The sequence below is a fragment of the Blattabacterium sp. (Periplaneta americana) str. BPLAN genome (assembly GCF_000093165.1).
Lineage (GTDB): Bacteria > Bacteroidota > Bacteroidia > Flavobacteriales > Blattabacteriaceae > Blattabacterium.
The window spans coordinates 189118-203708 of record NC_013418.2; the positions used below are offsets into that span (position 1 = coordinate 189118).

Annotated in this window: 15 protein-coding genes; 2 read left to right on the plus strand and 13 right to left on the minus strand. The window is 29.3% G+C overall.

The genetic code is table 11. The annotated features are described in order from the left end of the window. Positions 1-7 precede the first annotated feature (7 nt). The 3 genes from BPLAN_RS00860 to BPLAN_RS00870 are packed head-to-tail and all read right to left on the minus strand — an operon-like array spanning position 8 to position 2844. Positions 8-1426, minus strand: coding sequence for a CCA tRNA nucleotidyltransferase (locus tag BPLAN_RS00860; RefSeq protein ID WP_012821328.1), 1419 nt, complete (start codon positions 1424-1426; stop codon positions 8-10). 6 nt (positions 1427-1432) lie between these two features. Further along, a complete protein-coding gene (locus BPLAN_RS00865; protein WP_012821329.1) occupies positions 1433-2011 on the minus strand; it encodes an L-threonylcarbamoyladenylate synthase in 579 nt (192 codons plus the stop codon). Positions 2012-2016: 5 nt separating this feature from the next. Further along, on the minus strand, positions 2017-2844 hold the full coding sequence (locus tag BPLAN_RS00870; RefSeq protein WP_012821330.1) for a 2,3,4,5-tetrahydropyridine-2,6-dicarboxylate N-succinyltransferase: 828 nt from the start codon (positions 2842-2844) through the stop codon (positions 2017-2019). Between the two features lie 88 nt (positions 2845-2932). On the opposite strand from BPLAN_RS00870, the gene ruvX reads away from it, so the two are divergent. Both ruvX and def read left to right on the plus strand, forming a co-directional pair. Next, complete coding sequence (ruvX, locus tag BPLAN_RS00875) at positions 2933-3358, plus strand: Holliday junction resolvase RuvX (RefSeq protein ID WP_012821331.1); 426 nt, start codon at positions 2933-2935, stop codon at positions 3356-3358. Then, complete coding sequence (gene def, locus BPLAN_RS00880; RefSeq protein WP_012821332.1) at positions 3355-3897, plus strand: peptide deformylase; 543 nt, start codon at positions 3355-3357, stop codon at positions 3895-3897. The genes ruvX and def overlap by 4 nt, the downstream gene beginning before the upstream one ends. Here the strand turns inward: def and rplT are convergent. From rplT to BPLAN_RS00930, 10 genes are all read right to left on the minus strand, one after another. Then, positions 3887-4234, minus strand: a complete 348-nt coding sequence (gene rplT, locus BPLAN_RS00885) for a 50S ribosomal protein L20 (RefSeq protein ID WP_012821333.1) — start codon at positions 4232-4234, stop codon at positions 3887-3889. The genes def and rplT overlap by 11 nt on opposite strands. Before the next feature lie 12 nt (positions 4235-4246). Next, positions 4247-4435, minus strand: coding sequence for a 50S ribosomal protein L35 (gene rpmI / locus BPLAN_RS00890; protein WP_012821334.1), 189 nt, complete (start codon positions 4433-4435; stop codon positions 4247-4249). A gap of 4 nt (positions 4436-4439) precedes the next feature. Continuing rightward, the gene (gene infC / locus BPLAN_RS00895) at positions 4440-4943 is read right to left on the minus strand and encodes a translation initiation factor IF-3 (protein ID WP_012821335.1); all 504 of its coding nucleotides are present in this window, start codon (positions 4941-4943) and stop codon (positions 4440-4442) included. Positions 4944-5024: 81 nt separating this feature from the next. Continuing rightward, the gene (thrS, locus tag BPLAN_RS00900) at positions 5025-6251 is read right to left on the minus strand and encodes a threonine--tRNA ligase (protein WP_012821336.1); all 1227 of its coding nucleotides are present in this window, start codon (positions 6249-6251) and stop codon (positions 5025-5027) included. 55 nt (positions 6252-6306) lie between these two features. Then, the gene (locus BPLAN_RS00905; protein WP_012821337.1) at positions 6307-7050 is read right to left on the minus strand and encodes an MIP/aquaporin family protein; all 744 of its coding nucleotides are present in this window, start codon (positions 7048-7050) and stop codon (positions 6307-6309) included. Between the two features lie 20 nt (positions 7051-7070). Then, positions 7071-8567: a glycerol kinase GlpK gene (gene glpK, locus BPLAN_RS00910; RefSeq protein WP_012821338.1), complete on the minus strand. Its 1497-nt coding sequence runs from the start codon at positions 8565-8567 to the stop codon at positions 7071-7073. 29 nt (positions 8568-8596) lie between these two features. After that, positions 8597-10198 (minus strand): glycerol-3-phosphate dehydrogenase/oxidase, encoded by a 1602-nt coding sequence (locus BPLAN_RS00915; RefSeq protein ID WP_012821339.1) that lies wholly within the window; start codon positions 10196-10198, stop codon positions 8597-8599. A gap of 147 nt (positions 10199-10345) precedes the next feature. Then, positions 10346-11698 (minus strand): signal recognition particle protein, encoded by a 1353-nt coding sequence (gene ffh / locus BPLAN_RS00920; RefSeq protein ID WP_012821340.1) that lies wholly within the window; start codon positions 11696-11698, stop codon positions 10346-10348. Between the two features lie 16 nt (positions 11699-11714). Then, on the minus strand, positions 11715-13475 hold the full coding sequence (gene argS, locus BPLAN_RS00925) for an arginine--tRNA ligase (RefSeq protein ID WP_012821341.1): 1761 nt from the start codon (positions 13473-13475) through the stop codon (positions 11715-11717). A gap of 4 nt (positions 13476-13479) precedes the next feature. Continuing rightward, positions 13480-14541, minus strand: coding sequence for a branched-chain amino acid aminotransferase (locus BPLAN_RS00930; protein WP_012821342.1), 1062 nt, complete (start codon positions 14539-14541; stop codon positions 13480-13482). Positions 14542-14591 lie beyond the last annotated feature (50 nt).

Below are 14591 nucleotides of genomic sequence, written 5' to 3' on the forward strand. Positions count from 1 at the left end.
TAATTCATTATTTTTTTTTCAATCCTAATTCTTCTCCTTTTTTTAACATAAGAAAATAAGCAGAATGAAATTCATTGGATATTCTTCCTTCCAAAATAGATTCCTTAATAAAATTTTTTATGACTCCTATTTTTTTACATGGATTAATATGAAAAGCATTCATTATATCGTTTCCTGATATAGGAGATTTCCAGTTTTGAATCCGATCTTTTTCTTCCAGTTTTTTAATCCTTTCTAGGAGAAGAAATAAATTATTTGTATACCTATTTTTTTTTTCTACATTTTTCGTAGTAATATCCGCTATACATAGTTTGATTAAATCTTCGATATCTTTTCCCATATCAAATAAAAATCTACGGATGGCGGAATCATTAGTGTTATCTCCTATTAACGCAACAGGTTTATAACTATGTTGTATCATTTTTTTTACATATCTCATAGGTTCTCCTTTTGGCAATTTCAAACGTTGAAATATTTTTGGAACCATTTTAGATCCTACTAATTCATGTGCATGAAAAGACCAACCTATTTTTGGTAAAAATTTTTTAGTATAAGCCTTCCCTATATCATGAAGCAAAGCTACCCATCTTAACCAAATCGAATTGCTTTCTTCTTGACTAATATTATCTACTACTTGCAAAGTATGATAAAAATTATCTTTATGCTTATATCCGTTTTTTTCTTCTATTCCTTGCAATAAAGTTAATTCCGGTAATATAATTGATAATAATCCAGATTCATACAATAAAAATAATCCTATAGAAGGTTTTTTAGATAAAAGAATCTTATTGAATTCTTCTATAATTCTTTCCATAGAAACAATATTTATTCTGTTTCTATTTCTTTGAATAGATTGAAATGAAGATTTATCAATAAAAAATTGAAGTTGAGTAGCAAATCGGATAGCTCGCATCATTCGCAATGGATCGTCAGAATAAGTAACATCTGAATTTAATGGAGTTCTTAATGTTTTTCTTTCTAAATCTGATAAACCTCCAAATGGATCGATTAATTCTCCGTAATTTCTCTCGTTCAAACTAATGGCTAAAGCATTAATTGTAAAATCTCTCCTCTTTTGATCATCTTGCAATGACCCGATCTCTATGATCGGTTTTCTACTGTATAAATGATATGATTCTTTTCTAGATCCTACGAATTCTATTTTGTGATTTTTATACTCTAACATAGCAGTTCCAAAACGTTTGAATATATTTATTCTAGGAGTGGGATTTATGTGTTTAGAGACTTCTTTGGCTAATCTAATCCCTTCTCCTATAGTTAGAATATCTAAATCTTCATAGATTCTTTTCCCAAGTAAAAAATCCCTAACATAACCTCCTACTACATAACAATCTTGTTGTATTCTTTTAGCAGAAAGACTAATAATACGAAATATATTTCTATGAATAGCAGAAAATAACTTCATGAAAGTTTACATGCGTAATATTTTTACTTTATTTGAAACAATTTTTAGTATAGAGGAACTACTATAACTAGATATCTCTTTTCTACGTAAATTTACCGCATAATCGATTTTCTTTAAAATAGAAGGACTGATTTCACAAAAGGATTTAGGAGTAGGAAATCCTGATAAATTAGCAGAAGTAGATATAATGGGTCTATCAAGATTTTGAATTAAAAGAGAACAAAAAGGATCCATCGTTAAACGTATGGCTAAAGTATTATCTTTAGCTTGGGGATTTAATTTAGAAACTATTTTCCTAGGATTGTCGTATACTATAGTGATAGGTTTTTTTCTATGATTTTCAAGAAGTATTTTTTTTACGAAAAAAGGAATCTCTTCTACTAATTCGTATAAACGATCCATGCTTTCTACTAAAAGAATCATAGTTTTCGAAAAACTTCTATTCTTTATTTTATATATTTTTTCTACAGCTTTTATATTAAAAGCATCACAACCTAATCCCCATACAGTATCTGTAGGATATAATAAACTTTTTCCTTTTTTTAATATCTTTACACTTTTTTCTATTTCTTCGTAAAAAGACATGAAATTTACAAAACAATGTTATGAGTTCTTAAGGCTTCATTTAAAGAGGTCTTTTTATTAGTGCTATCTTTTCTTTTCCCTATAATAAGAGCACATGGGACCTGATAGATTCCTGAAGGAAATTTTTTTGGAAAAGACCCAGGAATAACTACAGAAGATTTTGGAATGAAACCTTTCCTCTCCACAGGTTTCTCTTTTGTAACATCAAATATTTTAGTAGAAGCGGTTAAAACTACATTAGCTCCTAACACGGCTTCTCTCTCTATAAGAACTCCTTCGACTAAAATACATCTGGATCCAATAAAAACATCGTCTTCAATAATCACTGGAGAAGCTTGTACAGGTTCTAAAACTCCTCCGATTCCAACTCCACCACTTATATGCACTCCACTTCCAACTTGAGCACAACTACCTACTGTGGCCCAAGTATCTACCATCGTTTTTTCTCCTATATAAGCTCCTATATTCACGTAAGAGGGCATAAGAATCACTCCAGGGGAAATATAAGATCCATAACGTGCTACAGCAAGGGGGACCACACGAATCCCTTTCTCTTTAAATTTATTCTTGATCGGAATTTTATCATAAAATTCTAATGGACCTAATTCAACCAAATTCATCTTTCTAATGGAAAAATACATAATTATAGCCTGTTTTATCCATTCATTTACCTTCCATTTTCCATTTAAAAACTCTGAAACTCTTATGGATCCCTTTTCTAAAAGATCTATAACGTGAATCACGAATTCCTTTATATTACTACTGTCTTTAGACCATTCTTTTCTATTTTTCCAAGCTCTTTCTATATCTAATTTAAGTTGATCTATTTTCATGAAATTATACAAAAAAAAATATTTCAAGGACAAAATTAGCAAAAATAAAATAAGATAACAAGTATATATTTGTTATATTTTTATAAAAATGACAAGAATATTGGGAATAGATTACGGAAAAGTAATTACAGGTTTATCTATAACAGATCCTTTACAAAAATTTGCATTTGGACTAAATGCCATTCCAACTAAAAATTTAATGAGTTTTTTAGCTATTCTTATAGCTAAAAAACCTATAAAAAAAATTGTTATAGGATTACCCAAAACCTTAAACAACAAAAATGCTTTAATAGAAAAATCTATTCAGAATTTTATTTCTAAATTTCATAAAAAAAACCCTAAAATTAGAATAGTACGAATAGATGAACGTTTTACATCTAAAATTGCTTTTTCTACTATGATAGAATTAGGTTTGAAAAAAAAAAGAAGACAAAAAGGACTTATAAACAAAATTAGTGCAACAATCATTTTACAATCTTATCTTACAAAAAAAGAAAAAAAAATTAATCTATGATATTACCTATAGTCGTTTATGGAAATCCTATTCTAAGAAAAAAATGCATAGATATAGACATTTACTCTTGTAGAAAAAAAATACAGGAATTAGTCAAAGATATGTTCGAAACTATACACAAAGTGAAAGGAATTGGATTGGCTGCTCCTCAAATTGGGAAGAATATACGACTTTTTATAGTAGAAACTCCCTATTTATTAGAAAATGGAAAAGATATAGATAATTATAAAGAAGTTTTTATTAACGCTAGAATATTAAAAATCCATGGAAAAGAATATGAATTTAATGAAGGTTGTCTTAGTATTCCTGGGATCATGGGATATGTCAAAAGAAAATCTCACGTATCAATAGAATACTATGATCATAATTGGAAAAAAAAGAAAGAAACTCTAAAAGGAATATGTGCTCGAGTGATTCAACATGAGTATGATCATATGGAAGGGAAACTTTTTATAGATTATTTCTCTTCTAGAAAGAAGAAACTCATAGAAAAAAAATTAAAGATCCTTTTGGATAGAAATAAAAACCCTAAGAAATGATATATTCTACTATTTTTTTAAAAGTATCCGGATCATTCATAGAAAAATCGGAAAGAAATTTTCTGTTAAGTTTAATATTTTTATCAGATAGTTTTTTCATAAATACAGAATAAGACATTCCATATATACGAGCTCCAGCGTTTATACGTTGAATCCAAAGAGATTTAAAATCTCTTTTCTTTTTTTTTCTTCCTGAAAAAGCATAACTAAAAGATTTCTCTACAGCGTTTTTAGCCACGGTATAAACCTTACTTCTTGCTCCATAAAATCCTTTTGCATATTTAAGTATTTTTTTACGTTTTCGTCTAGAAGAAACCGCATTTGTAGATCTTGGCATAACTTTTCTAAGTTAGAATTGTTTTTTTATATTCTTTTTATCTGAACTTTTCAATAAAGAAAATTTAGAAAGATGACGTTTTCTTTTTTTCGATTTTTTAGTTAAAAGATGATTTTTAAATGCTTGTTTTTTTTTTATACGGCCATTAGCTGTTTTTTTAAATCTTTTTTTTGATCCTGATTTTGTTTTCAACTTAGGCATAATACTAAAACTTCTTTGGAGCTAAGATCATATACATTCTTTTTCCTTCCATAACGGGCATTTGTTCCACTTTTCCATATTCTTCAATTTCTTCTGCAAATTTTAACAATTTTATTTTTCCTTGATCTTTATATACTATTGAACGACCTTTAAAAAAAACAAAAACTTTCACTTTATCTCCACGCATTAAAAATTTTTCCGCACTCTTTATTTTTACTTTTCCATCATGATCCCCTATTTGTGGACCAAATCGAATTTCTTTAGTATTTACTTTAATTTGTTTTGCTTTAAATTGCTTCTTTTTTTTCTTCTGTTCATACAGAAATTTTTTATAATCCAGTATTTTGCATACTGGAGGATCCACTTTAGGATTAATTTCTACTAAATCTAATTCCTTATCTCTAGCAAATTGAAGAGCATCCTGGATAGAATAAATCCCGTTTTCTACTATATTTCCAACTAAGCGAACCTGATCAGAATTAATATAGGCATTAATACGATGTCCCACTTTTTTTCGCGGGAACGGACGATATATTCTCTTTCTTTTATGCCCCCTGGAAAATTTCTTTTTTATGATAATTTTATAAATTTAATTAGTTTCTTTAAAAATAGCATCTATTCCATTGGAAATAGTAAATATTCCTATATGACCTAATCCATGACGTCGTAATGAAATCATTTTATTTTTTTCTTCTTTTTCTCCCAAAATAATCATATAAGGAATTTTGTTTTCTTCAGAATCCCTGATTTTTTTATCAATTTTCTCGTTTCTTTCATCAAGAAACACACGAATATTATGATTTAACATCAAATTTAAAATTTTTTTTGCATAAATTATATATTTATCACTTATAGGAAGAATAACGGCTTGATTAGGAACCAACCACAAGGGAAGATTTCCTTTTGTGTGTTCTATAAGAATAGCGATCAAACGTTCCAAAGAACCCAAAGGGGCACGGTGGATCATAACTGGACGATGTCTTTCATTATTTTTTCCCTTATAATATAAATCGAATCTTTCAGGCAAATTATAATCTACTTGAATAGTTCCTAGTTGCCAGTTCCTATCCAAAGAATCTTTGATAAGAAAATCTAATTTAGGACCATAAAAAGCGGCTTCTCCATAATGAAGGGATGCATCTAATTTTTCTTCTTTAACAGCTTGAATAATAGCATTTTCAGCCATTTCCCAATTTTTATCCGATCCAATATAGTTATGGATTTTTTTGGGATCTCTCAATGAAACTCTAATCGTATATTCCAAAAAACCTAAACGACGAAATACGTAAAAAACTAAATTTATGACTTTTTTAAACTCTTCCAATAGCTGATCATACGTACAAAAAATATGAGCGTCATCTTGTGTAAAACATCTCACTCTTGTCAGACCATGAAGTTCTCCACTTTGTTCATACCTATAAACGGTTCCAAACTCTGCAAAACGTTTAGGAAGATCACGATAGGACCATTCTTGAGAACGATAAACTTCACAATGATGAGGACAATTCATTGGTTTCAATAGGAATTCTTCTTCTGAATGAGGAGTTTGAATCGGTTTAAAACTGTCTTTCCCATATTTATCCCAATGTCCACTTCTCACATACAATTTTTTATGTCCAATATGTGGAGTCATAATCATCTCATATCCTGATTTTTTCTGAATATCCGTCAAAAATTCTTCTAAATTTCTTCTAAAAATTGTTCCTCTAGGTAACCATAATGGCAATCCCGTTCCAACTCTATCAGAAAAAATAAAAAACTTTAGTTTTTTTCCTATTTTTCTGTGATCCAGATTAGAAACTGAATATTTATTCATTATACGAATCAAATAAGTTAACTATAACTTTTAAAAAAAAAGTTACGAGTTTTTTTCATTTTATTGATAAATATAATGCAGCTGCCATTACACTCCCAAGAATAGGTCCTAATACAGGAATAAAAGCGTAATCCCAGTTACTCTTTGGTTTTCCAAAAAATAAAGAAATTATAGAATATACAATTCTTGGACCTAAATCACGAGCAGGATTAATAGCATATCCCGTGGTTCCCCCTAAAGATAATCCAATTCCTAATATAATTAAAGCTGATGAAAAAGCTCCAAAATCTCCTAATCCTACAAGGGGATATTTTTTTTGATGAAAAAAAATAGACTTTTCTGTAAGGTAGAAAGTAACAAACATAAAAATAAAAGTGGCTAATATTTCACTCAGTAAATTAGAATATAAATTTCTTATAGAAGGACTTGTAGTGAATACAGATAATTTATCTTGTTCATTTTTAGTTTCTGAGAAATGATCTTTATATAAAATCCAGACCAATAAAGATCCCAACATAGCTCCTATAAATTGGGAAAAGATATAAACAGGAACAAGATTCCATTTAAACTTTCCAATTATAGCAAAACCTATTGTGACAGAAGGGTTTAGATGACCTCCACTATAAGGAGCGGAAACTAATATTCCCATAAAAACAGCTAATGCCCATCCCATAGTGATTGTGACCCATCCACCATCTCCATGTCCTTTTGTTTTAGACAATAGAACATTAGCCACCACTCCATTTCCTAAAAAAACCAAAATCATGGTTCCTATAATCTCTGCAGATATTTTTGTCATTATTATTATAATTAAAAACTTTATTTGCTAGACCAAGAACGTGTTGTTTTTATTGCTTTTTTCCAACCTTGAATTCGTTCCCAACGACTTGACATCCCTTTTGGTTCAAAAACCTGTTCTAATTGCCATTTATCTTGAATATCCTCCAAACTAGTCCAGTAATTAACAGCTAATCCAGCTAAATAAGCAGCACCTGCTGCTGTAAGTTCAGAGATTTTGGATTTAACTACTTTGACATTTAAAATATCAGATTGAAATTGCATTAATAATTTATTAACCGTTGCTCCTCCATCTACACGAAGTTCTTTTATAGAAATTCCAGAATCTGCTTCCATAGCTTTAAGAACATCCATATTTTGGAAAGCAATACTTTCCAAAGCAGCACGTACAAAATGAGCAGAAGAAGTCCCCCTAGTAATTCCAACAATAGTCCCTCTAGCTTTTTGATCCCAGTAAGGAGCCCCCAAGCCAGAAAATGCAGGAACCATATACATCCCTTCCGTATTATCTACTGAAGAGGCTAATTTTTCCGCTTCACTTGAAGATAAAAGCAAACCTAACCCATCTCTAAGCCATTGCACAACTGCTCCAGCAATAAATACACTTCCCTCTAAAGCATATTGAACCTTATCTTTAATTTTCCAAGCAATAGTAGTTATTAAATTATTTCGAGAAAAAACAGGATTTTCTCCAACATTCATTAACATAAAACAACCTGTCCCATAAGTATTTTTGACCATTCCAATTTTAGTGCACATTTGACCAAATAAAGCGGCCTGTTGATCTCCAGCAATCCCAGATATAGGAATTTGATGGGATAAGATATGACCCGTTGTATAACCAAAAATTTCACTAGAAGACTTTACTTCTGGAAGCATGGTTTTTGGAATATCAAATAATTTGATTAAATCTTGATCCCAACTAAGGGTATGAATATTAAAAAGCATGGTTCTAGATGCATTAGTGACATCCGTTACATGAATTTCTTTACCGGTTAAATTCCATATCAACCATGAATCTATAGTTCCGAAAGCTAATTTTCCAGAATTAGCTTTTTTCCTAGCTCCTGGAACATTTTCTAATATCCATTTAATTTTAGTAGCAGAAAAATAAGGATCTATAATAAGACCGGTTTTTTTTCGAATCATTTCAGTCAAACCTTCACACTTCATCTGATCACAATAACTAGATGTCCGTCTGTCTTGCCATACTATCGCATTAGAAATCGGCTCTCCCGTTTTTCTATCCCATACCACGGTTGTTTCTCTTTGGTTAGTAATTCCTATTGAAACAATATTGCTCCCTTCTAAATTTGCTTTTAAAATTGCCTCTAAAGCTACTGAAGCTTGTGTAGACCATATTTCTTCTGCATTATGTTCTACCCATCCAGGATAAGGATAAATTTGTGTAAATTCTCTTTGAGCTACGGATATAATATTTCCAACCCTATCAAAAACAATAGCTCTAGAACTAGTAGTTCCTTGATCTAATGATAGCACATATTTTTTCATAAGCATATAATGATGGTATTAAACTTCTCTCTGACTTAAACTGGATAATAATATTGCATAGCTAACTCTTTGAAAGCAGCTACCTGTGATTTTTCCCATGTTTTATCTAGAGAAAGTTCTTGAGCCATTAATGCTGCTACTCTTGGTGCTATATCTATCGCTTTTTTAGCATTTAAAAATAATAAACGAAACCTTCTTGCTAAAACATCTTCAACCGTTCTAGCCATTTCATGACGGACCATCCAAATAACTTCTGCTTCAGTACAATAATAAGAAGGACATTTAGATATTAAGGGCTCTCCCCATAGAGGATTTTCCTCAATTAATTTTTGAATGTGAGATTCATCCTCTCCATATTTTTTCCAATGAAAATTATAATTCTTGCATGAAGGGATGGCTCCATAAATTTTCAGATTTTTTGTTATAGGAGGAACTTTATTCAATTTTCCTATCTCAACAGCTTTATTGACAGTTTCTTCTGCCATTTTTCTATATGTTGTCCATTTTCCACCTATGATAGTTAATAGTCCAGAAGGACTAATCATAAGTTTATGAGATCTAGATATGTCTTTAGTATGAGTGGAAGCAGAAAAAGAAAAATGACGAGGAACAAAAAGAGGACGTAAACCTGAAAAAGCACTTAGAATATCCTTTTTTTTCGGTGTATATACAAAGTATTGTTTAAAAGTATGTAGAATAAAATCTATTTCTTCTTCTAAAGGTTTAGGTTCAAGATCACTCTTATCTAAAAAAGTATCTGTAGTTCCTATCAAAACATGATCATACCATGGAACACTAAAAAGAATTCTACCATCCGTAGTTTTTGGAATGACTATAGCATTTGAACTGCTAAAAAAGGATTTTTTTAAAACAATATGCGTCCCTTGACTAGGTTTTATTAAAATAGGCCATGTGGATTCATCCATTTTAGAAATAGAATCTGAAAAAACCCCTGTGGCATTAATAACTGTTTTTGAATAAATAGAATATTTTTTTTTAGTTTCAAGATCATAAGCTATCACTCCAGATATTTTTCCTATTTCTTTAATAAGATTTTTTACTTGAAAATAATTCAACACTACTCCTCCTTGCTGAACACAAGTTTTGGCTAAATTAATAGCCAAACGAGCATCATCAAACTGTCCATCATAATATAAAATACCTCCTTTTAAACTATTTGGTCGAATTTCAGGAAATATTTTCAGCATTTCATTTCTGGATAAAAATTGAGATTTTCCAAAACTAAGAGAACCAGCTAACCATTCATAAAATTTCAAACCCGCCCAATAGAAAAATCCCATTCTCCAACTAAAAATAGGAATAACAAATCGTTGTTTTTTTACCAAATGAGGAGCATTTTTCAACAAATGGCCTCTTTCCTGTAAAGCTTCATAGACTAATTTTATATTTCCTTGAGCCAAATATCGTATTCCTCCGTGAACTAATTTAGTACTACGACTAGAAGTTCCTTTAGAAAAGTCAGATTGTTCTAAAAGAAGAGTTTTATAACCTCTAGAAGCTGAATCCAAAGCTATTCCCAATCCTGTAGCCCCCCCTCCAATAACCAAAACATCCCAAATATTTATATTTTCTAAAATTCCTAAAAACCTTTCTCTATTAAAAAAACCTTTCATCATGGTTTACTCATTCATATACATATAATTCCATCAAGAACTGTATATCCCCATTGGGATCTTGAAAAAATCATTCATATCAAACGAACAAAATTAAAAATATTTTCAATAAAAGAAAATTTTTATTAAAATTAATCCAATATAAACCACCTATCTATTATTTTCTTTATTAATCATTTTAGATAAAAAATTTTTTATCATTTGGGATCCTGAATTTGCATGAATAGTTTTCATCATTTTACTTATGCTATAAAATTGTTTTAAAAAAAGGTCAATTTCTCTTAAGGAAACTCCAGAACCTTTTGAAATTCTTTTTTTTCTTCTCACATCATCAAGTATTTTTGGATGAGTTCTTTCATATGGAGTCATAGATAGAACTATAGATTCTATTTCTTTGAAAGAATCTTTTTTTTCGTTTTTATGCTCAAAAAATCTATCCATGCCAGGAATCATGGACATAAGATTCTTCATACTTCCTATTTTTTTTACTTGTTGAAGTTGTTCCAAAAGATCCTCAAAATTAAAACGATTTTTTGAAATTTTCTTATAAATCTTTTGAGTTTCTTTCTCATTAAATTGTTCTTGAACTTTTTCTACTAAAGAAACGATATCTCCCATTCCTAAAATTCTATTAGCTATTCTTTCTGGGTAAAAAATTTCTATATCTTCTATCTTTTCTCCATTACTAATAAATTTTATAGGTTTTCCAATGACACTAGACATAGTAATAGCTGCTCCTCCTCTACTATCCCCATCTAATTTAGTCATTACTATTCCATCAAAATTCAGAGTATGAGAAAAAATTTGGGCCGTATTTATAGCGTCTTGTCCAGTCATGGAGTCCACAACGAATAAAGTTTCATCTGGGTTAGAATACTGAGAAATTTTTTGAATTTCATCCATCATCTTTTTATCAATAGCTAATCTACCTGCAGTATCAATAATAACTACATTATACTTTTTTTTAGAAGCATAAATAAGAGATTTTTCAATAATCTCTATTACATTTTTATTTTCTTTTAAAAAGAAAACAGGAAGATGAACTTTATCTGCAATAATTTTCAGTTGATCTATAGCTGCAGGACGATAAATATCTGCAGCTACTAATAAAGGATTTTTATTTTTTTTTCTACACAAAAAAAAAGCGAGCTTAGAAGAAAAAGAAGTCTTTCCACTTCCTTGTAAACCGCAAATCAAAATAATGGAAGGATTATTAGAAATATTTATTTCTCTATTTTTTTTTCCCATGAGGGTGACTAACTCATCATATACTAGTTTTATAATTAGCTGTTTTGGATTTAAAGAAGTTAATACTTTTTTACCTATAGACTTTTCTTTAACTTTTTGAACAAAGGTTTTAGCAATTTTGTAATTAACATCAGCATCAATAAGAGCTCTACGAATTTCTTTCATAGTCTCTGCAATATTTATTTCAGTTATTTTGCTATTTCCCTTTAAAATATGAAAAGCTTTATTCAATTTTTTTTGTAAATGTTTAAACATAAACGTTCATTTTTTTTTACATACGATCAAGCATTTTGATGCCTAATAAATTCATTCCAGATTTTAAAATGTTCCCTGTTACATGAATGATATTCATACAAATATTACTATGAATTATATCTAAAGGGTTTATTACTCTTGTATTTTGATACAAATGATTAAATATCTTAGCTACTTCATATATATAATTAGCTACTAAAGAAGGATTCAAATCTCTTGCAGATTTTTTTAATATTAATGGATATTTTTGAAGAATTTTAATCATTTTTTTTTCATGTATATTCAATTTTGCATTAGAAAAATCCTTATGAGTCAAGGAATAAAAAAAAGTAAATTTTCGTTCAATAGAACGAATTCTCGAATAAGCATATTGGATATATGGACCTGTCTTTCCCTTGAGATCTATAGATTTATCAGGATAAAAAAGAATCCTTTTCTTAGGATCTACTTGTAAAAAATGATACTTTATAGCTCCAACTCCTATTATTTCTGCATATTTTTCCTGTTCTTCTTTGGGAAAATCTTTTAAAAAATTTTTTTTTACAATAGAAGACATTTCTGATATCAAACTATCAGCATCTATAATATTTCCTTTTCTTGATTTCATTCTTCCACTTGGTAAATCTACCATTCCATAAGAAAGATGAGTTAATTTTTTCACCCATATGTATCCTAAACGTTTCAGGATAGTAAAAAGTACTTTAAAATGATAATCTTGTTCTTTTCCTACAATATAAATGAGTTGATCTATATCATCATACTTTCTAAAACGTTCTACAGCAGTTCCTATGTCTTGGGTGATGTATACAGAAGTTTCATCTGATCGTAATAAAAGTTTTTGATCAAAACCTTCTTTAATTAAATCCACCCAAATAGACCCATCTTTTTTTTGAAAAAAAATACCCTTTTTAAAACCCTCTTTTATGATATTTTTTCCAATTTCATAAACATCACTTTCATATTCGACTTGGTCAAAAATTATTCCTAATTTTTTATAAGTTTCTTTGAATCCGTCATAAACCCATTTATTCATTCTTTTCCAAAGATTTCTAGTTTCAGGATCTCCTGATTCCCATTTTTTTAACAAATTTCTAGTCTTTTTTAGAATTGGAATATAATTCTGATTATTTTTATTTTTTTGAGAAAATTTTTGAATTTCTTCACAATAAATTTTATCAAATAAATTATAATATTTTCCCACGAAATGGTCTCCTTTCATACCTACCCTATCAGGGCTTTCTCCTTTTCCTAATTCTTTCCAAGCTATCATAGACTTACATATATGTATTCCTCTATCATTAATTATCTGTATTTTAGTTGTTTTATATCCAACCATTTTCAATATTTCGGATAAAGAATAACCAATAAGACTATTTCGAATATGACCTAAATGAAGAGGTTTATTTGCATTGGGAGAAGAATATTCAATCATGATATTTTTATCAGACAATTTTAAATCATAAAAATTTTTATTTAACATATTTATAAGAAGATAAAGATAATAACTGTCCTTAAAAATAAAATTTAAAAAACCCCCAACAATAGAAAAACTAATCAAACCTTTTAATTGATCCTTTACGTAATTTCCAATATCTTTTCCAATTTTTTCTACAGGTTTTTTTAATATTTTAGACAAAGAAAATAAAACAAAAGTAATATCTCCTAGATGTTCTTTTTTAGGATATTGAAAATCCAACCTAGGACAAAGATCTAATCTGTATAAAATAGAGATGGATTTTCGGATGGTCCCCTCTATAGATGGAAAATCCTCATTCATAAGACTACAGAAATCTTTTTAATTTTAATCGCCATCCAAAAGGATCTTCCGAAAAGTTATGCTGAATGTCTAATAATTTCTTTCTCAATAAAATAGATATTCTTTGATCATCTGGAATATCTGGTAAATAAAAATTTTTACCTTGATAACTAATAGTTTGAAAATAATTAACCACTACGGCCGTTCCACAACCAAAAGCTTCTTTTAAGACTCCTTTTTTTAATCCATCTATTATTTCTGAAACACTTAAATCTCTTTCTTCTATATCTATTCCTTCTTTCTTAGCTAAAGCAAGAAGACTTTGGCAAGTGATTCCACTTAATATATTTTCATTAGCTCGTGGAGTAATGAGTTTATTTTTCAACCAAAAAAAAACATTCATCGTTCCTAATTCTTCAATCCATGTGTGAGTGGATGAATCCGTCCATAAGATTTGATCGAACCCTTCTTCTATTGCTAATCTAGTAGGATAAAAAGAAGAGGCATAGTTTCCAGCAGCTTTAGCAAATCCAACTCCTCCTGATGCAGAACGACTATATTTTTCTTCTATTTTTATTTTTAAGGGATATTCATAATAAGCATCTGCAGGGGTAGATATAATCATAAATAAATAATCCTTAGATGGTTTAGCAGATAAAACTTCATCCATTGCAATTAAGAAAGGACGAATATATAAAGATTGTCCATAATGTTTTGGAACCCAATCTCGATCTATATCTATTAGTTTTTTTAATCCATTCATAAATATAGATTCTTGAATAGAGGGCATTTCTAAACGTTTAGCAGATCTATTTATTCTTTTAAAATTTTCTTCTGGACGAAATAAAAAAACTTCTTCATTTTTATCTTTATAAGCTTTCATTCCTTCGAAAACAGCCTGTCCATAGTGAAATACAAGAGATTTTGGAGAAATATTTATATTTTCGAATGGTTTAATGATTGAATTCTTCCATTCTCCGTTTCTAAACTCTGAACAAAACATGTGATCCGAACAATGATTTCCAAAAGAAATATTGTTAAAATCTATCTCGTCTATCCTAGAATGTAAGGTTTTTTCTATTTTCATAATGGCAAAAAAAACTTGATCTTTAAGATTCCAAAGATAATTAATAATAA